Raw genomic sequence first — 21,315 nt, 5'->3', positions numbered from 1 at the left:
CTGTACTGGTTTTTTAATCTGTATGGTACCCATGAGGGATACAGCATGACGCGTTACCAACATCTGGCCAATCTGCTGGCCGAACGCATTGAGCAGGGGCTGTATCGCCATGGCGAAAAATTGCCTTCGGTGCGTAGCTTGAGTCAGGAACATGGGGTCAGTATCAGCACCGTCCAGCAGGCATATCAGACGCTGGAACAACTACAGCTGATCACACCGCAGCCGCGTTCCGGTTATTTTGTCGCACCGCAAAAAGCGCAGCCGCCGGTGCCGCCAATGTCGCGCCCGGTACAGCGTCCGGTCGAGATAACCCAGTGGGATCAGGTGCTGGACATGCTGGCAGGTCATGCGGATAAATCGATAATCCCTTTTAGCAGTGGCGTGCCAGATATCAATCAACCCAGCCTGAAGCCGCTGTGGCGCGAGCTAAGCCGCGTTGCGCAGCATAATCTCAAGGCGGTGCTGGGTTACGATGAATTACCTGGCTGCCGGGAATTGCGTCAACAGATTGCACGGCTGATGCTGGACGGCGGTTCGGTGGTCAATGCAGACGATATTGTGATCACCAGCGGCAGTCAGAGCGGAATGTCGCTGGCGCTGCTAACGGTTTGCCAGCCTGGCGATATTGTCGCCGTTGAATCACCGGCCTACTACGGCACGATGCAGCTACTGCGCGGCTTAGGGATCAAGGTGATTGAGATCCCAACCGATCCGGATACCGGGATCAGTGTTGAAGCGCTGGAGCTGGCGCTGGATCAGTGGCCGATCAAAGGTGTGCTGCTGGTTCCCAACTGCAACAACCCTCTCGGATTCATTATGCCGGATGCGCGTAAGCGGGCAGTGCTCGCCCTCGCCCAGCGCCACGACATCGTTATTTTTGAAGACGATGTGTATGGCGAACTGGCAACGGAGTACCCACGCCCGCGCACGATCCACTCCTGGGACAGCGACGGTCGGGTAATACTCTGCAGTTCGTTTACCAAATCCGTCGCCCCCGGACTGCGCGTGGGTTGGGTGGTGCCCGGTCGCTATTACAACAAGCTGCTGCACATGAAGTACGCCGTCATCGGCACTAACGTTCCCGCTACGCAACTGGCGGCGGCGACCTTTGTGCGCGAAGGTCATTATCATCGGCATATCCGGCGTATGCGCCAGATTTATCAGCGCAATATGGAGATCTACACCTGCTGGGTACGGGAATACTTCCCCTGCGGGATCTGCGTCACCCGACCGAAAGGCGGCTTTATGCTGTGGGTCGAGCTGCCGCTCCAGGTCGATATGGTCTGTGTCGCTAAGCAGCTCTGTCGCCTCAAAATCCAGGTTGCACCGGGTTCTCTGTTCTCCGCATCGGGGAAGTATCGCAACTGTGTGCGCATCAACTGCGCATTGCCGCCAAACGACAAGCATCGGGAAGTAATGCAGAAGCTCGGAGAGGCGGTAAAAACGGCAATAGAGTAGATCGAGCTGCCCGGCGCTTCCGGGCAGGCAATTAGGCAGTTTAAGCTATCTCTAATGGCTTAAACCCTGAATCTCTTCAGCGGAAAGTCGGGTGATTTTTTGTACCGTGCTGATATCGATGCCATCTGCCAGCATGGTGCGGGCAATACGCAGTGCCTCATCACGTCGCCCCTCTCGAAGCCCTTCCAGCCTGCCTTTTTGTAGTCCTGCCTCATGTAATCTGTCCGCGATCGCCATCAATTGCTCCTTGTACTGCGGTGAACGTTCGGCAACCCCGCGAATAAACTCACTGAATCGAGGTGCATCGCCAGTTCGTAAAATATAATTAAACAGCGTCTTTATCTGAGTGTCATTAGTCAGTCCGGTAAGTAGCAGGGAAACAATTTGCTCGACCAATCCCATAAGATCGCGTTGACGGATATGTTTTTGGATTAACTCCAGCAGCGCCATACGTCGATGCTGCACAATTTCGTCATCCGGAATAACCGTAATATCCACCAGCGGAAACGCCGCAGCATACAGCTGACGAGCCAGCTTCGGGTTGGCAAACTCATCCAGCCAGCACAGCGAATAAGGGTACGGGCTTTTAGCGCCGTGATAAAACAGCATCGGCACCACCAGCGGCAACTGCTGATGCCCGGCATCTAAATGTTTCTGCATAGCCGCTACCGCATAGCGCATCAGTCTGAATGCCATATGCGCATCCGGTGTGCTTTGGTGTTCAATCACCACATAAATATATCCATCCCCATCCGTCGTTTTCACCGACCACAGCACATCGGAATAGTACGCACGTAAATTCTCTTCGATAAAACTGTCTGACTCGAGTTTAAGCGTCTGAAGATCGCAAAGCTCGCGCAGCGAAGCGGGAAGATGTATTTGCAGAAAATCCCGTGCAGTCTCAGGGTGACGTAAAAATGTTTTAAAAACCGCGTCATGCGGTGTTGAAGCGGAAGCTTTGTTCATGGCGATCCTTCACCTGAAAATAAGATGCCATGACTGTAGCGCCGGAAAACCACATCCTCACCTGCAACTTTCTCTCTTTGCGAGACGATTTCCGGGATAACAACGCCCTTATGTAACGTCTGCATTTGTCTGGAACACGTCACGCAGAATCGCCATCTCAATGCGCATTCCCACTTTTTCACCACTCGGCCTGTGCTATAACAAATCATCACTTTCAGGGAGGACACGATGTGACGCATACCCGAGATATTCCACAATCGTTCTGGCGTGATGAGCAGTTGCCGTGGCTGGAACTGCGCAGCACCTGGCAAAGCCAGCAGGCCTATAAGCGGCATCACCACTCTCAGCTCTCGATTGGGGCAATTCTCGAGGGGGAAACGTGCTGTCTGTGCGATGGCGAGGAATACCATCTGCAGGTGGGCGATCTGATTGTGATACCGCCGCTGGCACCTCACAGCTGTAATCCTGTTAACGGACAGTTTCGCAGCTATCATATGCTTTATCTTGATACCCAGTGGTGTCTTGCTAATCTGCCTGCGCAGAACACCAATCAGCGGCTTTGCACGCCTGCTCCCGTTATCCGCGATGCGCAATTATTCCAGCGTTATATGCACCTTGTGACGCTCATGCCGCAACGCCAAACCGCGCAATTAACGGATGCCGCGCAAACATTGCTTCACTCGCTGCCGTTACAGTCGGTCACACCAGAAAACCTAAGCGCAACCAGCCAGTATCTGCGCGAACGGTTGCAGTCCAGCCTGCTCGCGCCGCCCTCGCTCGATGAGCTGGCACATGAATGTCACATGCGTAAAGAGACGCTGATCCGTACCTTTAAGCAGGACACCGGGCTGACGCCAGGAAGTTATCTGAACATCATACGGATTGACTATGCTCGCCAGCGGCTGCGGGCCGGAGACGAAATTGCCGATGTCGGCTACCAGAGCGGGTTTGCCGACCAGAGCCATTTCCATCGCACCTTTGTTCGCTACACCGCCGCCACACCGCGCCAGTACGCGTTGGGACGATCAATATCAGACAATAATTAGCGCTGCGTCAGGCGTACGGTGATCTCAGATTCATTCTCTGAGGTCGCTATGTCGCTGCTTTCTGTACTTTTTCCTTCTGCTTTTCCCGCGCTGGCACTGGCGCATTTCGTCGCATTGCTTAGCCCCGGGCCGGACTTCTTTTTACTGGTCGGTTACGCCGCACGATACCGGATGCGCGGCAGCGCCGGGTTGTGCGTGGGGATCGCTTTCGGCAACGGGCTGTATGTTCTGCTGGCAATTATCGGTTGGGGGATCCTGCGCCAGCTTCCCCTGTTGTTTACGGTTATTGAGCTGCTGGGCGCGCTCTATTTATTGTGGATTGGCAGCCTGCTGGTACGCAGCCGCCCGCAAACGCTGACCGGAACAGACGCCCAGTCTACCTGTCCAGGATTTGGCAAACAGATACTACTGGGATTGGGTTCGTCACTGCTCAACCCAAAAAATGCGCTGTTCTATCTGGCGCTAATGACCGCCCTGCTCGGCCCGTCGGTGACGCTGCTGCAACAAACCATGAGCGGGATCTGGATGACCAGCATAGTGCTGTGCTGGGATCTGCTGATCGTGATGTTCATCGGTTTACCGCAGATCCAGCGACGGTTATCCAGAGGGATATTATGGGTAGAACGTATCGCTGGCGGTGTATTGATTATCTTCGGTTGTGCCATCGCTCTGCGGTTTTTGCAGAGCATCGTAGTCTGATTTGCAGGGCGATTTTCTGCACATAAACCGGATAAACCCGTTTAATTAATATCCAATCCGCATTACACTGCAGATGGTTATTACCCGTTCAACTTACTCTTCCTGAGGTGCGATGTGCTGATTGTTACCTGTAATCGTTACGTTTTCTGACCCGCGTCAGTGAGCGTATCTTCTGTTTGCGCTTCGCGCAGACAGCGTTTTTGATTACATGAAATTCAGTACATTTGCAGTCTGCTTTTTTTCTGTCATCGGTCTGACGTCTCAAAGACGGTATTGAATTTCGCTATTCCCGTTGAGGGTTTTCTCCCGACAAGGAGCTGTTTTATGCAACGGATTCTCGCGTTTTTCTCCCAACGCGCCACAACGCTTTTTTTTCCTGTCGCATTGATTTTATATGACTTCGCCGCCTATCTGTCGACGGACCTAATCCAGCCCGGCATCATTAATGTCGTACGCGATTTCAACGCCGACGTCAGCCTGGCGCCCGCGGCGGTCAGCCTCTATCTGGCTGGTGGTATGGCGCTGCAATGGCTGCTGGGGCCGCTTTCCGATCGGATTGGCCGCCGTCCGGTACTGATTGCGGGAGCGCTAATTTTTACGCTCGCCTGCGCTGCCACATTGTTCACCACCTCGATGACGCAATTTCTGGCCGCCCGTTTTGTGCAAGGCACCAGCATCTGTTTTATCGCCACCGTCGGCTATGTCACGGTGCAGGAGGCATTTGGGCAAACAAAGGCCATCAAGCTAATGGCGGTAATCACCTCTATTGTGCTGGTGGCACCGGTTATCGGCCCGCTCTCCGGAGCGGCGCTAATGCACTTTGTACACTGGAAGATCTTGTTTGCCATTATCGCCGTCATGGGGCTTATCGCACTCATTGGACTCACATTAGCAATGCCAGAAACCGTCCAGCGTGGCGCGGTGCCGTTCAGTGCGCGCAGCGTAGTGCGTGATTTTCGCGACGTTTTCCGCAACCGGGTGTTCCTGTTTGGCGCAGCCACGCTGTCGTTAAGCTATATCCCGATGATGAGCTGGGTGGCGGTCTCACCGGTTATTCTGATCGATGCTGGCGGCATGACCACATCGGAGTTTGCCTGGGCACAGGCCCCGGTATTTGGCGCGGTGATCGTCGCCAATATGGTGGTCGTCCGCTTCGTGAAGGATCCGACCCGGCCACGCTTTATCTGGCGAGCGGTTCCCATTCAGTTGAGCGGGCTGGCGGTATTGATTGCTGGCAATTTACTGTGGCCGCACGTGTGGTTGTGGTCAGTGCTGGGGACCAGCCTGTATGCGTTTGGCATTGGAATGATCTTCCCAACGTTATTCCGCTTTACACTATTTTCCAACAACTTACCGAAGGGTACGGTTTCGGCGTCGTTGAATATGGTGATCCTGACGGTGATGGCGGTTTCTGTCGAAATTGGGCGTTGGTTATGGTTCAACGGCGGCAGGATTTCGTTTCATCTGCTGGCGGTGGTGGCTGGTATTGCCGTCGTGTTCACGCTGGCAGGCTTACTAAAGCGCGTACGTCAGCATGAGGCCACCGCATTAGTCACAGAGAGTTAACCTCCTATGAACCGCCCCCATTCGCGAACACTGGTTTTGTGTTTAGCGGTCGGGGGCAATCCATCATAGTGCATCAACTTTTAATCATCTGACGAGAGATAACGGAACTTCCGCATCGGGTTCATGCGTGATCCGATTACGCAGGTCACGACGAATCATTTCAATGACCCAAAACCAGAAAATATGTCCAATAATTTCCGACACATATTCATCAAATGGTAGCTGAGACAAGGGCGGCGAAAGATGAAGGGCGGGAATGAAGATGCCATGAACTGCCACCGTCACGATTAAACCTGCCAGTACCCCCTGCCAAAGTTTAACTTTTGGAAAAATTTCAGCGGCAACGCAATATCCGACTGCAAACACTAATGAAAATATGATGTGCGTGACCATAACCGGATTAATCACATGTTCAGAAAAGGTATAGACCGTTTGCGTGGGGTCAATCCCTAAATAGTCTCGGAGAAAAAGGTACGGAGGATTAAACTCATTTCTTCCCAGGGAAAATGTCCTGGGTGGAAGCGGAACTTCGGCTCCCCACTTAACAAATGCAGAAAGTACGCCAGAAACGATACCGACTAACACGGCAACGCCATAATGGCGGCGTTCCGTCGGTGTCCTTGAGAATAAATCTTTCAGCTTCATAACTCATCATCCCTTATATGCCATAACACTTAAAACCAGTGGCTATGCTACCCAGGAGGGATGCTGAAAATTGTGACAAAGATTACTTTTGATAAAAAATGATCTTAAGTGACTACTTATGAGTTAATTTGATTGTGAATATAGCGTCATCGCGAATGTCGTACAGGCGTTTTATCCGGCCTACTGGGTTACGTAGGCCGGATAAGCATCAGCGCCATCCGGCTACGCTCACCTCACCTTACGCAATGCGTGCAAATCCCGCTTCCAGATCGGCAATCAGGTCGTCGATATCCTCAAGGCCAATATGCACCCTGACCAGCGTGCCGCTGAAATCTACCTCTCCAGCCGGGCGAATGCTGTTCAGCTCTTCTGGCTGGTTCGCCAGAATGAGCGACTCAAATCCGCCCCACGAATAGGCCATATGGAACAGCGAGAAGTTATCGAGGAAATTCGCCATCTGTTCGTCGGTCAGTCTCTTTTTCAGCACAAACGAGAACAGGCCTGAGCTTCCGATAAAATCACGCTGAAAATACTCATGGCCCGGACATTCCGGTAATGCCGGATGATTCACCCGTGCCACTTCCGGCCTTGCCGACAGCCAGCGGGCAATATGGATACTGCTCTCCTGATGCTGCTTAAGGCGTACCGCCAGGGTGCGCAATCCGCGGCTGCCGTTGTAGGCCGTATCGGCGTCCAGCGTTTGCCCCATCAGATAGGAGTTCTCGCGCAGGCGATCCCAACAACGGGCGTTCGACACCGCCGTGCCCAGCATGGCGTCCGAATGGCCGATGGTGTACTTCGTTCCCGCCTGAATGGAAATATCCACGCCATAATCCAGCGCTTTGAACAGCACGCCCGCCGCCCAGGTGTTGTCGATCATAATGACAATCTCCGGATTCACCGCGCGGATAGCCTTCACCATCCCCGGCACGTCCTGGACTTCCATGGTGATAGAACTTGGTGACTCAAGGAATACAACCTTTGTTTCCGGACGCAGAAGATCGACGATACCTGCACCAATCAGCGGATCGTAATACGTTGTTTCCACGTTGAATTTACTCAGGATCTTATTGCAGAAATCCTGGGTTGGTTCATAGGCCGCCCCCGTCATCAGAATATGATCGCCACCCTGAACAAACGCCAGAATCGCATTGGTCACCGCCGCAGCACCACATGGGTACAGCGCACAGCCAACGCCGCCTTCCAGTTCGCTCATTGCCTTCTGGAAGGCAAAGTGGGTATAGGTTCCGCGACGACCATAAAACAGCTCGCCGTTCGCGCGATTGGCGGTGGCAAATTTCTTGTCCTTCACGGTATCAAATACCAGTGAAGAGGCGCGTTGGATAACCGGATTCACCGCTCCCTGGGTATAGCGTTTGTCGCGACCAGCAACAACCAGGTGCGTTTCAAGCTTCATTGCGTCTTTCATAACATCTCCTGTTCTTAATCCGTGTGAAACCTATACCACCGCAGCAGTAGAGTTTATTTCAGCGTTGGTCTGCTTTTTTCCAGCGAACCGTTCAACAATCTGCGCCGCATTCAAATCATGGATAACGTTAATCAGCGTGGCCGGCGCATCGGTAATGGTGCCCAGCACCACCAGCATCGGGATTGCTTCCATCGGCAGGCCCAGCGTGGTGACGATAAAGATTTCACCGAGGAACGCCCCGCCCGGCACGCCACCAACGATAATGGCGGAGAGCACCGCAATCAGCATCGTCAGGAAGAAGGTTTCGGTGGTGAATTCCATGCCCAGCACGGAATAGATAAAGACAATTTTTAGCGCGGCAATCATCGCCACGCCGCCCTTGTTGAGGTTAACCAACAGCGGAATGGAGACATCAACGATTTCCGGGTTAATCCCCATCGCCTTACCGGCACGCAGCGTCACCGGGAGCGTCCCCAGTGAAGAGCAGGTACCCAGCGCGGTCGCAGACGGTTCAATCGCGTTACGCCAGAAGGCTTTGACCGCCGGAATACCGCCGCCAATATACGAATAGAGAATCGAGCCAAAGACAAAGTAGACCAGCGTGGCAACCATAAACAGGCCGATGGCGCGGGCAAAGGTTAACAGTAGTGCAGAGTCCTGACTGGCCATGGTGGCGGCGAAGTAGCAGCCCAGACCAATCGGCGCGACCTTCATAATGATCGAGACGATCTTCATGATCACGGTATTGGCGTCTTCCAGCAGCGACGCAATACGTTTACCGGCCTGATCCGACTGGCCAATTGCGACACCGGCGATGATCGCCATTACGATCAGCGCCAGAATATTGGACTTAGAAAACAGTCCGATAAAGTCGCTGGTGGTGATCATACTGACAAAATCCATCTTACCGCTGCCCGCCTGCACCGACTGCGAGAGATCGATAGTGACGCCCTGCGCCGGGTTATACCAGAGCGCCAACGCGACGATCCCGGCGGCTGGAATAAAGGCCATGGCGATCGAAACAATAAAGATAATCGCCATAATGCGCCCCAGCCTTTTCAGGTCGGTCATACTGGCGATCGAAGACATAACGCTAATCCCCACCAGCGGCACAATAATCATAAATAGCAGGTTTAAGAATATCTGACCTATTGGCTGGAGTTTACTTGCAAACGATGGGGCATAAATACCTAATAAGCCGCCAATCACCAGAGCAACTAATAAAATAATCGACGATCTGTAGGGTTCGAGTCGTGACCACATAATCGGTACCTTTAGAATAATAATTAATGAGATTAAATTCACAATGTGATGAGTTTCCGTTTCGCCTCCTTTTATTTTGTGACGTAACTCACCTAAGTTGTTATTTTTTCATTTTGCCAGCAAGTTGTTTCCTGTGATTCAATAGTTGCATGTTTAAAACGCGAATGTAACGGCCTATTCGTACCGTTTTTGCAAATCACTTGTGAATTAAAGGAAACTATGAGTACGCCGATTTCACTCAAGCATCTGGAGTTTTTTACTAAAATCGTCGACTGCGGAGGATTGTCAGAAGCCGCGGCGCAGCTCAACGTATCGCCGTCTGCGGTCAGCAAAAGTCTGGCTGCGATGGAAGACACGCTGGGCACGACATTAATTAAACGCACCACACGCAGTATTACCCTGACCGACGCCGGGCAATATCTCTTCAACCGCGCTAATAAGCTTTTGAAAGAATTCGATGAAACGCTGAATACCACTTCCGGTTATTACCACAGCCCGCAGGGTGAATTACGCATAACCTGCTCAATTGCGTTTGGTTATTCCCGGCTGGTGAACCTGGTGGATAAATATCGCTCCCAGTTCCCGGATGTGAATCTGTATATCGATCTCAATGATAACTTTGTGAATCTGAACGAAACAGATTTCGACATCGCCCTGCGCATCTCCACCGCACCGCCGCAAAACTATGCGATGCGCAAGCTGGTGCCTGTTCGCTGGGCGTACTGTGCCTCACCCGGCTACCTCGCCAAAAAAGGCATGCCCCAGCGTCGAAGCGATCTGGTGGATCATGATTGTCTGGTTTATCCCGGCCTCACACCGGTGCTCAAGGTGGCGGATGAACAGGATCGTCTGCATCAGTTGAAACTGCATATGCCGATCCAGGCCAACAGCAGTCTGGTATTGCTGAAGTCAGTGTTAGAAGATCAGGGAGTGGCGTATTTGCCCACCTATCTGATTGGCGATCATATTCAAAAAGAAGAGATAACGCCGCTGATGCTCGACGGCACTATCACCTGTGAAACTCACGCCCTGTATGCGCTGTACTTTCCCAGCAAGTACAGCAATCCGAAGGTGCGATCGTTTATCGATTTTCTGGTGGCGGAACTCGGCCCCTTGCCCGCCTGGGACAACTGGATCCCTGAGTAAGCCCAGCCCACCTGAAAATGGGAGGCGCTCCACATTTTTTGCGCGATCCCCCCGTCTGGCTCTATCCTTAAGCCTATGAATAAAATTGCTGAACTCAAACGCGCCAAGCGACTGGCGCTCTCATTGCTGCTGATTGCCGCTGCCACCTTCGTCATCACGCTGTTTCTGCCGCCTAACTTTTGGGTACTGGGGATCAAAGCGATCGCCGAAGCGGCGATGGTGGGCGCGCTGGCGGACTGGTTTGCCGTGGTGGCGCTTTTTCGCCGGGTGCCGATCCCGTTTATCTCGCAGCACACGGCGATTATCCCGCGCAATAAGGATCGGATCGGCGAAAACCTCGGTCAGTTTGTGCAGGAAAAATTTCTCGATACCCAGTCGCTGGTCGCGCTGATCCGCCGCCATGAACCGGCGCTGTTGATCGGCAACTGGTTCAGCCAGCCGGAAAACGCCCAGCGTATTGGCCAGCATCTGCTGCAGATCATGAGTGGTTTTCTCGAACTGACCGACGACTCGCGCATTCAACGGCTGATCAAGCGGGCGGTGCACAAGGCCATCGACAAGGTCGATCTCTCCGGTACCAGCGCGCTAATGCTGGAAAGCATGACCAAAAACAATCGCCATCAGGTGCTGCTCGACACGCTGATCGCCCAACTGATCGCCCTGCTCCAGCGCGACAGCTCGCGAGTGTTTATCGCCAGACAGGTCGTGCACTGGCTGGAAACCGAACATCCGCTGAAAGCGAAGATCCTGCCAACCGAATGGCTGGGCGAGCACAGCGCCGAGCTGGTGTCTGATGCCGTTAACTCCTTGCTGGATGACATCAGCCACGATCGCGCACATCAGATCCGCCATGCCTTCGATCGCGCCACGTTTAAGCTCATCGATAAGCTCAAACACGATCCGGAGATGGCCGTGCGGGCCGAAAGCCTGAAAAGCTATCTGAAAGAAGATGAAGCCTTCAACCGTTATCTTGGCGAGCTGTGGGCAGACCTGCGTCAGTGGGTGAAAACCGACATTAACGCCGATGATTCCCGCGTGAAGCAGCGCATCGCCAGCGCCGGGCAGTGGTTCGGCGAAACGTTGGTAGCCGACAGCTCCCTGCGCGCCTCACTGAATGGGCATCTGGAGCAGGCCGCACATAAAGTAGCGCCAGAGTTCGCCACCTTCCTGACGCGCCACATTAGCGACACGGTGAAAAGCTGGGATGCACGCGATATGTCGCAGCAAATCGAGCTGAACATCGGTAAAGATTTGCAGTTTATCCGCGTCAACGGCACGCTGGTTGGCGGTTCTATTGGGCTGGTTTTATATCTGTTGTCGCAAATTCCTTCCCTGCTGACGCTGGCGAATTTTTAAGGAGAAAAATTCAATGACGATGAACATCCGCATTTTTTCCCTGCGCGAAACACCGGAAAAACTGCACGAGGTCACCGCTTACTTTCAGCAACAATGGGCCTCAGAAGACTCCATGAGAGTTTACGAGGATGCACTGCATCGTTGTATTGGCGCAAAGAACCCGCTACCGCAGTGGTACTGGCTGCAGGACGGCGACAGCATTGTTGGCTGCGCCGGATTGATCACCAATGATTTTATCAGTCGCGGCGAACTGTGGCCGTGGCTATGCGCACTCTATATCGATCCTCGCTATCGTGGTCGCGGTCTGGCGTTTCGCCTGATTGAACATATTGCGCAGCAGGCCAGACAGTTAGGCTTTATGCGGCTTCATTTGTGTACTGACCTGGAAGGCTTATACGAGAAAGCGGGATTTTACTTTGACGGGGCGGGCTATCATCCGTGGGGGGAAGTCTCACGGGTCTACAGTCGTAATCTTTGACAGCATTAGGCCTTGCGTTATTTTACTTTTCATTATCATTTACACATGTAATATAACAATTATCAGCTAACAGCGCGAAATGAGAGTCCGTATGTCCCAGGGAAGCCCAGATTCAAATCGTCATGCCATCAGCGTCGCGCTTTTTGGCATGCTGGTCTTAACACTGGGTATGGGAATTGGGCGCTTTCTGTATACACCAATGCTGCCGGTACTGCTGTCGGAAGGTCAATTTACATTTGACCAACTCTCCTGGATTGCCAGCGCCAACTACGCCGGGTATCTGGCGGGAAGCCTGCTCTTCTCCTTCGGGCTCTTCCATATTCCCTCACGCTTACGCCCGATGCTGCTAACGTCCGCGCTCGCTACCGCAGGGCTGATTCTGGCGATGGCAAGCTTAACGCAGCCCGCGCTGGTGATGCTGATCCGCTTTCTGGCGGGCGTCGCCAGTGCAGGTATGATGATCTTTGGCTCAATGATCGTTCTGCATCATACCCGGCATCCCTTCGTGATCGCGGCATTGTTCTCCGGCGTTGGCGCAGGCATTTTGCTGGGCAATGAATATGTTATTAGCGGTCTGCATTTTGCGCTTTCATCGCACACGCTCTGGCTGGGCGCAGCGGCAGCCTCGGCTCTGTTCTTCGTGCTACTGGTTATACTCCTGCCATCTCGCGATCACGTGCTCCCCGCTGCGGCCCCGGTAAAAACAGAGTATCAGCCTATGTCCTGGTGGCTGCTGGCTCTACTGTACGGGCTGGCCGGATTTGGCTACATCATTGTCGCCACCTACCTGCCGCTAATGGCGAAAAGTGCCGGTTCGCCGCTGTTGACTGCCCATCTCTGGTCGCTGGTCGGCATATCGATAATTCCGGGGTGTTTCGCCTGGCTGTGGGCCGCCCGACGCTGGGGAGTATTGCAATGCCTGACGGCGAATTTGCTGATTCAAAGCGCCTGCGTGGTCATGACGCTCGCCAGCGGCTCCTTGCCGCTGCTGGTGATAAGCAGCATGGGGTTTGGCGCAACGTTTATGGGAACTACTTCACTGGTGATGCCGCTTGCCCGTCAACTAAGCGTGCCGCGCAATATTAATCTGCTGGGCCTGGTCACTCTGACTTACGGCATTGGACAAATACTTGGTCCGCTATTAACCAGCCTGCTGGGAAGCGGCGCACAGGCGATCGTTAACGCCACGGTGTGCGGCGCGGTCGCGTTGTTTATTGCGGCGCTTATCAGCCTCACGCAATTATACAAACAGCGTTTCGCCTCGCCCAAAAGAGTATAAACGGCAAACATCTAAAGAAGTTATATTCGGATTAGTCCGCAATTAAATGTCAGCATTTAATAAACCGCAAATAATCGGCAATTACCCGTCAGACAATTTATAATTCCCGGCTGTTCATTTATAAACTCAATTTAAAATGCGTAAAAATGGACATATTAATTCAACATCAACACCATCTTCGGGAAAGGCACATGTCGTGGTTTAAAAAATTACTACTGGGGTTAATTATTTTGGCGGGTTTAATTGGTACGCTAAAGGATTATAAAGACTTTGGCCTGTTTGGCGCACTGGGATTGTTTATTATCTTCCTGTTATCAACAACATTCTTATGGCAATGGGCCTCTGGCAAGTTACCGGAGATAACAAAGTTACATGCCATACTTATTTTACTGGCCAGCGCGGTAGCCTCTATTTTTGTTATCAATATGGCAATTGCCGGAAATTTGCATGTGGATTTAATGGAAGTCATGCGCGTTACCATTACCCATAATCCGCTTTTTTATCTGATCCTCTGCGTGGTCGCATGGGTAAAAGTGGGCATCTGGCAATGGCTGTTTAGCGGTGTACAGATGAAAGAAAGCCAGCCGGTTTAAACTCCAACAGATGTAAAAAAGGCGTCTTAACCAAGACGCCTTTTTCGTACTAGTATAACTACTTAGAACTGATAGGTCAGACCCGCAACAACCTGATTGTCGCCGTCTTTGCCATCGAGCAGGTTAATTTTGTAACCCACATCAGCAACCATGTTTTTGTTGAAGTAGTAGTCTGTGCCCAGCGCAACGTATTCGGTCAGATCAGTGTTGTTGTTGTCACGTGCATGAACGTATGCCACGTTCGGACGCAGACCAAAATCAAACACATAGGCCGCCATCGCTTCAAAGTGCTGCGCTTTGTCCGCATCCTGAATCAGGTTGTGGGATTCGCCGTACATGGTCGCAACGTAGATAGCGTTTGCATCATATTTCAGGCCAGCACCCCAGAATTCTGCGTTTTCGCCATCCCAACCATTTTGTTTCTGCTGAGCAGTCACAGAACTGTTGGTGTAGGCTGCAATGGCAGATACGCCGGAATCAGCGATATTGTCGTAGCCCAGGGAGAAGCCGTAGCCATTGCCGTGCTGTTTCGTCGGATCCTTATCGGAATCATCCTGACCCTGATATTGCGCGCCCAGGCTCAAGCCATCAACGGCACCAAACAGATTTTTGGTGCGGAGTGTTGCAACGCCAGAAGTGCGTGTAGTAAGGAAGCGGTCAGTATTTTCATAGGAGTCACCGCCGAACTCTGAAAGAGTGTCAGTGTAAGCTCCCACGTCGTAAGCGATACCGTAGTTACGACCGTAGTCAAAGCTAACGTCATGGCCATAATCCAGACCAGCAAACGCCAGACGTGTATTAACACCATTCTGAGAACCTTCTGCTTTAGCGGCATCAAACTGACTTTCAAACTGACCATAGCCAGTCAGTTGATCGTTGATTTGAGTCTCACCGCGAAAACCCAGACGTGCGTAGGTACCGTCAGCATCGGTGCCGTCAGTCCAGGAGTGGACCGCTTTCACTTTGCCGTACAAATCAAGTTTGTTGCCATCTTTATTATAAATTTCCGCTGCATGAACGGAAGTGACGCCTAATGCCATCACTGCTAATACCACTGCTGACTTTTTCATATTTTTACTCACTTTTAATTGTGAATTTTGCTATCAACTTTGTTATGAAGGCAGGAAGTCCTCATAAAAAAGCCCCCTGAATATCAAGGGGAGAAATCAATAACACACCAATAAAGGCAATAATGAAGTGGCAATAAATAATTCACTACTCGGATTTCAGTTAAATCCAGGCTAAGAGCAGATATGTTTACTCTTGATTCTCACTCTGATTAATAGAGCGATGTAACATTAACGCCTCAGCGATAATATCTTGTTTACTTTTACGGGTTTCAAATGCCAGCGTCCGAACATATTCCCATAGAGAAGTATCGACACGGGCACTTAATAGAACCATATCTTTTGATCGGGTTCCCCTGGCTTTTCGGATATCAGGGTAATCTCGAGAGGGCATCGTCATCATCTCCTGAACGCAATAAGACGCTTATGGCGATGAAATATGCAGTCAGTATAAAAACATGTCAACGGTAAAAAACATTCACAATCGTAATAAAACTGTTAATAAATAGCAGAAAAATGGAACGATATTTCAAGTGAAAGATAACTTGTTTATAGAATAATGTGTAATTTTAACTTTACATATATTCGTTTTTATTCATTTGATTAAAAAAGCATGAATCATTCACATGGATAATGATATACAGTCAAAACATCATTGCAGCCAATAGGTTACATGTCGTTATTAATGTCTACTTTTACGCAAACCACGTGTTTTTATGCGCTGTTATGCCAGGCGGCCCTGCCCTAACCACAGCGGAAATTACTTTGATTCTCACTTAATACAGACCAGTTTTGTCTAAAAATACGCACGAAAAGGTAAAAATAACGTAAATAGCGCATTTTTTCGCAAGCAAAAATAAGTTGTTTTTAATTGATGAAAATCAATTTACATCACACAGGGGCAGCGAAAAAAATGATCATTGAAGACTATGGAAACCATTTTTTACATGAGGTTTAAGACGTGAAAAGAAAGGTTGCTATGCAATGCCGAGCGGGCCGGAACAGCCCGCCTGGGAGAGGTGGTAAAATCAGGCGTTAACTTTATCCAGCGGCCAGGAGTCAAACAGATAGCCATCGAAGTCGATGTCATCAACATTTGAAAACTCCAGCAGGCGCAGTTTGACGTTTTCCAGATGCTGCCACATCGCCAGCTTGGCCGCGCGGGCATCCTTTTTGATTAACGCCGCCAGGATCTGTTTGTGGTCACCCATCCACTCTTTACGATAGTGGGTATCATCGAGATGGCTATGAAGCTGGATCCACATAGGGTTGTTCTCGCGCCACTGCCATGACTGGCGGAACAGCTCCACCAGCATGCTGTTATGCGTGGCCTCGGCGATAGCGAGATGGAACTGCATATCACCGCTTTCAGAACCGTTCGGTTCGCTGGAGGCCAGTTCCCGCTCTTCCAGCTGCAACGCCTGGCGCATTTTGACGATATCTTCGCGGGTGGCCTGCAGCGCGGCAAATTCGGCGATGTTGCTTTCCAGCAGCTGTCGCGCCTGGAGCAGCTCAAACGGGCCTGCATCATTGCAATGATTCACATCCGAACTGTCGATGGTCTGCGCATCCGCATTGTCGAGCACGTAGATCCCGGCACCACGACGCACGTCCACCAGACCTTTAATTTCCAGCATGATTAACGCTTCGCGCACCACCGTGCGAGTGACATTGAGTCTCTCGGCGATTTCACGCTCCGGCGGCAAGCGCTCACCAGGCTGGTACGGCGTCTGGACAATCAGATCGCGGATCATTGCACCCACTTCCTGGTAGGGTCTTTGCTGAGAAGTGTTCGATTTCATCGTGTTATGTCCGTCAGATGCGTCAATTCAGAATCCGGAGGCTGGATGACTGCGCACACCTTATCCGGCCTACCAATAACGTTTTTTCGCCTGAACTATAGCATTTGCGGGAAGCCAAAAACAGAAAACGGGTCAACCAAATTAGTATTTTGATTGACCCGTCATACCTGGGAGGTTATTCGTCAGCGCTTAACGCTGCAACGCACTCGCGTGCGCCGTGTTCACACAACTGTTGATACGCCGCGGTAACCGTCGCAACAAAGTCGGTATTTTCCGCCAGATCATGACCAAAAATGCCGCTCAACCCCAGCAGCGCCGTCACGCGTTCGGCTCCCTGGAACTGTTGGTTAATGCGCTGGAATTCGGCCTGCATTGGGTCGGCAACATCAATGACCTGCCCCTGTTCATCCACACCGTGGGTGTAGCGCATCCAGCCCGCGATGCCCAGTGCCAGATGACGCCAGCCGCTACCGTTTTGCAGATGCAGACGCACCGGATCCAGCAGGCGCTGTGGCAGTTTCTGGCTGCCGTCCATCGCAATCTGCCAGGTACGGTGGCGCAGAGACGGGTTGCTGAAACGCTCGATCAGCAGCGTCGCGTAGGCGTTGAGATCGGTACCTTCCGGCATCGACAGCGTTGGCGCTTGCTCCTGCATCATCAGCGCAAACGCCGCTTTGCGGTATGCTGGATTGGTCATGGTGTCAGCGATGGTTTCATAGCCGCCGAGATAGCCCAGATAAGCAAGGAAAGAGTGGCTGCCGTTGAGCATGCGCAGTTTCATCATTTCAAACGGTACTACGTCGGCAACAAACTGTGCGCCGACTTTGTCCCAGTCAGGGCGACCGTTAACAAAGTTGTCTTCAATCACCCACTGGCGGAACGGTTCGCAGGCGATAGCGCACGGATCGTAAACGCCCAACTGGTCGGCAATCTCCTGCAACGTTTCCGGCGTTGCCGCCGGAACAATGCGGTCTACCATGGTACACGGGAAAGTGGCGTTCGCTTCAATCCACTGCGCCAGCTGCGGGTCACGCGCCTGCGCCAGGCCCAGCACCGCGACTTTCGCCACATGCCCATTTTCACGCACGTTATCGCAGGACATCACGGTAAAGGCCGCCAGCCCCTGCTCACGACGCAGATGCAGCGCCTGTACGATGTAACCAATCGCCGATTTCGGCGCGGCCGGATTTACCAGATCGTGTTTAATCAGTGGGTTATTGAGATCTAACTGGCCGCTGGCAGCATCGGTGCAGTAGCCTTTTTCCGTGACCGTCAGCGAGACAATTGCCGTCTGCGGGCGTGCCATGGCCTGTAAAATACCATCACAACCATCAAGCTCCGGGTGCAGGGCTTCTTTCATTGAGCCAATCACTTTCAGCACGGTATTGTCCGCGCCTTTTTCCGCCACGGTATACAGCAATTGTTGCTTGCGCAGGTTTTCAATCAGTATGCAGTCATTACCCGGCATCAGGTTAACTTCACAGATACCCCAGTCGCTGTCGGTGGTTTCCAGCAGATGGTGGGTGTACAGCGCCTGATGCGCGCGGTGAAAAGCGCCGCATCCCAGGTGAACAATGCGGGATTGCAGACGAGAGCTGTCCCATGCGGGGCGCGCAACCGGCAGGTTGCTATTGGCAATTGTCGTTGTCATCGTGAACTCCAGATCCCGTCGGAAAGACCAACGGTGAGAAAAGAAAAAAGCCGGCCAGACAGGCGACCGGCAACACTGCTTTAGCGGCTAAAGAATGCGCGCTGGATAGCCATCTCAACGCCACGCACTTCCGCCAGGCCTTTCAGGCGACCAATCGCGGAGTAACCTGGGTTGGTTTTCTTTTTCAGGTCGTCAAGCATCTGGTGACCGTGGTCCGGGCGCATAGGGATCAGATCCTCTTTGCCCTCGGCTTTACGGCGCTGTTCTTCCTCAACGATCGCTTTCACCACTTCGTACATGTCAACGTCGCCATTTAGATGCGCCGCTTCATGGAAGGTTTTCGGGTTATCTTCACGCAGCGTGGAGCGCAAATGGGTGAAGTAAATGCGCGGGCCAAACTGTTTGATCATGTCGACCAGGTCGTTATCCGCACGAACGCCGTAGGAGCCGGTACACATGGTGAAACCGTTCGCCATGCTGTTGACCGTATCGACCATCCACTGCATATCTTCCACGGTGGAAACAATGCGTGGCAGGCCAAGGATTGGGCGCGGCGGATCGTCCGGGTGTACCGCCATGCGCACACCGACCTCTTCTGCTACCGGAATAATCGCCTTCAGGAAGACGGCAAAATTCTCACGCAGCGCAGCTTTATCGATATCCTTATAGCGTTCAAGATGCTGGCGGAACTGGTCGAGCGTGTAGCCCTCTTCCGCGCCCGGTAAACCGGCGATGATATTGCGGGTCAGACGTGCTTTGTCTTCTTCGCTCATGGTGGTGAAGCGTTCATTCGCCTGCGCAATCTCTTCGGCGGTGTAGTCCGCTTCCGCGCCCGGTCGTTTGAGGATATGCAGCTCAAAGGCGGCAAATTCAATTTGATCGAAACGCAGCGCTTTGGAGCCGTCCGGCAGGACGTATTCCAGGTCGGTACGGGTCCAGTCGAGAACCGGCATAAAGTTGTAGCACACGGTACGAATGCCGCACTCGGCCAGGTTACGCAGGCTTTGCTGGTAGTTGGCAATCCACTGCTGATAGTTGCCGGAACGGGTTTTAATGTCTTCGTGGATCGGTACGCTTTCGACGACCGACCATACCAGGCCCGCCTGCTCAATAATGGCTTTGCGTTTCAGGATCTCATCAACCGTCCACACTTCCCCGTTCGGGATATGGTGCAAGGCAGTGACAACGCCCGTTGCACCCGCCTGACGCACATCCGCTAAGGTGACCGGATCGTTAGGACCATACCAGCGCCATGTCTGTTCCATGTTTTATTCCTCGTTTACGTTATGGACTCGACGATATGGCACATAAATTCCTCCTTTTGGTATTACATGTCAACCTGAAGCGATAAATTGGTTAACCAAATCACGATATCTGCTGACCATACCGCTAATTAACGGCCATACAACCCAGTATTAATGTAAACATGTAACGCAATGTGACATCCATCGCATCATAGGTTGACCAATATCTGTAACATCTCAACCAAAATCATAATAGTTCAACCAAAGTAAGGTAGACGTTATATGCACGTTCTCAATATTCTGTGGGTTGTATTCGGCATCGGCCTGATGCTGGTGCTCAATTTAAGATTCAAGATAAACTCGATGGTCGCTCTGCTGTTGGCGGCACTCTCGGTCGGTATGCTGGCGGGAATGGATTTAATGGAACTGCTGCATACCATGAAATCCGGTTTTGGCAGCACGCTGGGTGAGCTGGCGATTATCGTGGTATTCGGGGCCGTCATCGGTAAGCTGATGGTTGATTCCGGGGCGGCGCATCAGATTGCCCATACGCTGCTGGCGCGACTCGGTCTACGTTACGTGCAGCTGTCGGTGATCATTATTGGTCTGATCTTCGGCCTGGCGATGTTCTATGAAGTGGCGTTTATTATGCTGGCACCGCTGGTGATCGTCATTGCCGCGGAAGCGAAGATCCCGTTCCTCAAGCTGGCGATTCCTGCGGTTGCCGCCGCCACCACCGCTCACTCACTGTTCCCACCGCAGCCGGGTCCGGTCGCGCTGGTTAACGCCTACGGCGCTGACATGGGCATGGTTTACATCTACGGTATCCTGGTGACCATTCCGAGCGTGATCTGCGCCGGACTTATCCTGCCGAAATTCCTCGGCAACCTCGATCGTCCAACGCCGTCATTCATGAAGGCCGACGTACCGGTTGACCAGAACAACCTGCCGTCCTTCGGCGTGTCTATTCTGGTGCCGCTGATCCCGGCGATCATCATGATCTCCACCACCATCGCCAACATCTGGCTGGTGAAAGGGACGCAGGCGTGGGAAGTGGTCAACTTCTTAGGCTCCTCGCCGATTGCGATGTTTATCGCCATGGTTGTCGCCTTCGTGCTGTTTGGTACCGCGCGCGGTCATGACATGCAGTGGGTAATGAACGCCTTTGAAAACGCGGTGAAAAGCATCGCCATGGTGATCCTGATCATCGGCGCGGGCGGCGTACTGAAGCAAACCATTATCGATACCGGCATCGGCGATACCATCGGCATGCTGATGTCACACGGCAATATTTCTCCCTACATCATGGCGTGGTTGATAACCGTGCTGATTCGTCTGGCAACGGGTCAGGGCGTGGTCTCAGCCATGACGGCGGCGGGGATTATTAGCGCAGCAATCCTCGACCCGGCAACCGGTCAACTGGTGGGCGTCGACCCGGCGTTGCTGGTGCTGGCAACAGCGGCTGGCTCCAACACGCTGACCCATATCAACGATGCTTCGTTCTGGCTGTTCAAAGGCTACTTTGATCTGTCGGTGAAGGATACGCTGAAAACCTGGGGTCTGCTGGAGCTGGTAAACTCCGTGGTTGGCCTGATAATCGTGTTGATCATCAGCATGATTGCATAAC

General features: G+C 52.4%; 18 protein-coding genes. 10 read left to right on the top strand and 8 right to left on the bottom strand.

Annotated elements, in window-relative coordinates:
- Positions 1-45: 45 nt before the first annotated feature.
- A complete protein-coding gene (locus OGX86_RS03265) occupies positions 46-1,458 on the top strand; it encodes an aminotransferase-like domain-containing protein (RefSeq protein ID WP_048215014.1) in 1,413 nt (470 codons plus the stop codon).
- Positions 1,459-1,509: 51 nt separating this feature from the next.
- On the opposite strand, the gene OGX86_RS03260 is transcribed toward OGX86_RS03265, so the two are convergent.
- The gene (locus tag OGX86_RS03260) at positions 1,510-2,424 is read right to left on the bottom strand and encodes an Rpn family recombination-promoting nuclease/putative transposase (protein ID WP_286639307.1); all 915 of its coding nucleotides are present in this window, start codon (positions 2,422-2,424) and stop codon (positions 1,510-1,512) included.
- A 230-nt stretch (positions 2,425-2,654) separates the two neighbouring features.
- Between OGX86_RS03260 and OGX86_RS03255 the strand changes: the two genes are divergently transcribed.
- From OGX86_RS03255 to mdtM, 3 genes are all read left to right on the top strand, one after another.
- Entirely contained in the window at positions 2,655-3,470 is an 816-nt protein-coding gene (locus OGX86_RS03255; RefSeq protein ID WP_191238888.1) for a helix-turn-helix transcriptional regulator, read from the top strand.
- A 48-nt stretch (positions 3,471-3,518) separates the two neighbouring features.
- Positions 3,519-4,169: a LysE family translocator gene (locus OGX86_RS03250; protein WP_103014435.1), complete on the top strand. Its 651-nt coding sequence runs from the start codon at positions 3,519-3,521 to the stop codon at positions 4,167-4,169.
- Positions 4,170-4,493: 324 nt separating this feature from the next.
- A complete protein-coding gene (gene mdtM / locus OGX86_RS03245) occupies positions 4,494-5,735 on the top strand; it encodes a multidrug efflux MFS transporter MdtM (protein ID WP_048227152.1) in 1,242 nt (413 codons plus the stop codon).
- An 84-nt stretch (positions 5,736-5,819) separates the two neighbouring features.
- Here the strand turns inward: mdtM and OGX86_RS03240 are convergent, their stop codons facing one another.
- From OGX86_RS03240 to OGX86_RS03230, 3 genes are all read right to left on the bottom strand, one after another.
- Positions 5,820-6,380: a YagU family protein gene (locus OGX86_RS03240; RefSeq protein WP_079934429.1), complete on the bottom strand. Its 561-nt coding sequence runs from the start codon at positions 6,378-6,380 to the stop codon at positions 5,820-5,822.
- Between the two features lie 238 nt (positions 6,381-6,618).
- Complete coding sequence (metC, locus tag OGX86_RS03235; protein ID WP_008786099.1) at positions 6,619-7,809, bottom strand: cystathionine beta-lyase; 1,191 nt, start codon at positions 7,807-7,809, stop codon at positions 6,619-6,621.
- A gap of 30 nt (positions 7,810-7,839) precedes the next feature.
- Complete coding sequence (locus OGX86_RS03230; RefSeq protein WP_048227154.1) at positions 7,840-9,072, bottom strand: dicarboxylate/amino acid:cation symporter; 1,233 nt, start codon at positions 9,070-9,072, stop codon at positions 7,840-7,842.
- A 219-nt stretch (positions 9,073-9,291) separates the two neighbouring features.
- Between OGX86_RS03230 and OGX86_RS03225 the strand changes: the two genes are divergently transcribed.
- The 5 genes from OGX86_RS03225 to OGX86_RS03205 all read left to right on the top strand — a co-directional run bounded on the left by OGX86_RS03225 (position 9,292) and on the right by OGX86_RS03205 (position 13,924).
- Complete coding sequence (locus OGX86_RS03225; protein ID WP_003845596.1) at positions 9,292-10,218, top strand: LysR family transcriptional regulator; 927 nt, start codon at positions 9,292-9,294, stop codon at positions 10,216-10,218.
- 75 nt (positions 10,219-10,293) lie between these two features.
- Positions 10,294-11,574: a DUF445 domain-containing protein gene (locus OGX86_RS03220; protein WP_284106204.1), complete on the top strand. Its 1,281-nt coding sequence runs from the start codon at positions 10,294-10,296 to the stop codon at positions 11,572-11,574.
- A 13-nt stretch (positions 11,575-11,587) separates the two neighbouring features.
- Entirely contained in the window at positions 11,588-12,052 is a 465-nt protein-coding gene (locus OGX86_RS03215) for a GNAT family N-acetyltransferase (RefSeq protein ID WP_128316527.1), read from the top strand.
- Between the two features lie 91 nt (positions 12,053-12,143).
- Positions 12,144-13,331 carry an MFS transporter gene (locus OGX86_RS03210; RefSeq protein ID WP_286639304.1) on the top strand — a complete coding sequence of 396 codons (1,188 nt, stop codon included), beginning with the start codon at positions 12,144-12,146 and terminating at the stop codon, positions 13,329-13,331.
- Between the two features lie 191 nt (positions 13,332-13,522).
- Positions 13,523-13,924 carry a hypothetical protein gene (locus tag OGX86_RS03205; protein ID WP_286639303.1) on the top strand — a complete coding sequence of 134 codons (402 nt, stop codon included), beginning with the start codon at positions 13,523-13,525 and terminating at the stop codon, positions 13,922-13,924.
- Positions 13,925-13,986: 62 nt separating this feature from the next.
- Here the strand turns inward: OGX86_RS03205 and OGX86_RS03200 are convergent, their stop codons facing one another.
- From OGX86_RS03200 to uxuA, 4 genes are all read right to left on the bottom strand, one after another.
- Positions 13,987-14,994 carry a porin gene (locus OGX86_RS03200; RefSeq protein WP_048227160.1) on the bottom strand — a complete coding sequence of 336 codons (1,008 nt, stop codon included), beginning with the start codon at positions 14,992-14,994 and terminating at the stop codon, positions 13,987-13,989.
- A gap of 1,025 nt (positions 14,995-16,019) precedes the next feature.
- Positions 16,020-16,793, bottom strand: coding sequence for a Uxu operon transcriptional regulator (gene uxuR, locus OGX86_RS03195; RefSeq protein ID WP_286639301.1), 774 nt, complete (start codon positions 16,791-16,793; stop codon positions 16,020-16,022).
- Positions 16,794-16,968: 175 nt separating this feature from the next.
- Positions 16,969-18,444, bottom strand: a complete 1,476-nt coding sequence (locus OGX86_RS03190; RefSeq protein WP_286639299.1) for a fructuronate reductase — start codon at positions 18,442-18,444, stop codon at positions 16,969-16,971.
- An 80-nt stretch (positions 18,445-18,524) separates the two neighbouring features.
- Complete coding sequence (gene uxuA / locus OGX86_RS03185) at positions 18,525-19,709, bottom strand: mannonate dehydratase (RefSeq protein WP_032942283.1); 1,185 nt, start codon at positions 19,707-19,709, stop codon at positions 18,525-18,527.
- A 261-nt stretch (positions 19,710-19,970) separates the two neighbouring features.
- On the opposite strand from uxuA, the gene gntP reads away from it, so the two are divergent.
- Positions 19,971-21,314, top strand: coding sequence for a gluconate permease GntP (gene gntP, locus OGX86_RS03180; protein ID WP_003033260.1), 1,344 nt, complete (start codon positions 19,971-19,973; stop codon positions 21,312-21,314).
- Position 21,315 lies beyond the last annotated feature (1 nt).

Origin of the sequence: Citrobacter sp. Cpo040, assembly GCF_030332915.1 — a bacterium.
Taxonomy (GTDB): Bacteria; Pseudomonadota; Gammaproteobacteria; order Enterobacterales; family Enterobacteriaceae; genus Citrobacter; species Citrobacter portucalensis.
The sequence above is the reverse complement of the archived record's forward strand: the minus strand, read 5'-3'. Positions and strand labels throughout refer to the sequence as shown.

Coding starts and splice junctions, on each gene's coding strand:
- OGX86_RS03215 (WP_128316527.1), top strand. CDS start 11,588: ATGACGATGAACATCCGCATTTTTTCCCTGCGCGAAACACCGGAAAAA.
- OGX86_RS03230 (WP_048227154.1), bottom strand. CDS start 9,072: ATGTGGTCACGACTCGAACCCTACAGATCGTCGATTATTTTATTAGTT.
- OGX86_RS03190 (WP_286639299.1), bottom strand. CDS start 18,444: ATGACAACGACAATTGCCAATAGCAACCTGCCGGTTGCGCGCCCCGCA.
- OGX86_RS03250 (WP_103014435.1), top strand. CDS start 3,519: ATGTCGCTGCTTTCTGTACTTTTTCCTTCTGCTTTTCCCGCGCTGGCA.
- metC (WP_008786099.1), bottom strand. CDS start 7,809: ATGAAAGACGCAATGAAGCTTGAAACGCACCTGGTTGTTGCTGGTCGC.
- OGX86_RS03205 (WP_286639303.1), top strand. CDS start 13,523: ATGTCGTGGTTTAAAAAATTACTACTGGGGTTAATTATTTTGGCGGGT.
- uxuA (WP_032942283.1), bottom strand. CDS start 19,709: ATGGAACAGACATGGCGCTGGTATGGTCCTAACGATCCGGTCACCTTA.
- OGX86_RS03265 (WP_048215014.1), top strand. CDS start 46: ATGACGCGTTACCAACATCTGGCCAATCTGCTGGCCGAACGCATTGAG.
- OGX86_RS03210 (WP_286639304.1), top strand. CDS start 12,144: ATGTCCCAGGGAAGCCCAGATTCAAATCGTCATGCCATCAGCGTCGCG.
- uxuR (WP_286639301.1), bottom strand. CDS start 16,793: ATGAAATCGAACACTTCTCAGCAAAGACCCTACCAGGAAGTGGGTGCA.
- gntP (WP_003033260.1), top strand. CDS start 19,971: ATGCACGTTCTCAATATTCTGTGGGTTGTATTCGGCATCGGCCTGATG.
- OGX86_RS03240 (WP_079934429.1), bottom strand. CDS start 6,380: ATGAAGCTGAAAGATTTATTCTCAAGGACACCGACGGAACGCCGCCAT.
- OGX86_RS03225 (WP_003845596.1), top strand. CDS start 9,292: ATGAGTACGCCGATTTCACTCAAGCATCTGGAGTTTTTTACTAAAATC.
- OGX86_RS03260 (WP_286639307.1), bottom strand. CDS start 2,424: ATGAACAAAGCTTCCGCTTCAACACCGCATGACGCGGTTTTTAAAACA.
- OGX86_RS03200 (WP_048227160.1), bottom strand. CDS start 14,994: ATGAAAAAGTCAGCAGTGGTATTAGCAGTGATGGCATTAGGCGTCACT.
- OGX86_RS03220 (WP_284106204.1), top strand. CDS start 10,294: ATGAATAAAATTGCTGAACTCAAACGCGCCAAGCGACTGGCGCTCTCA.
- mdtM (WP_048227152.1), top strand. CDS start 4,494: ATGCAACGGATTCTCGCGTTTTTCTCCCAACGCGCCACAACGCTTTTT.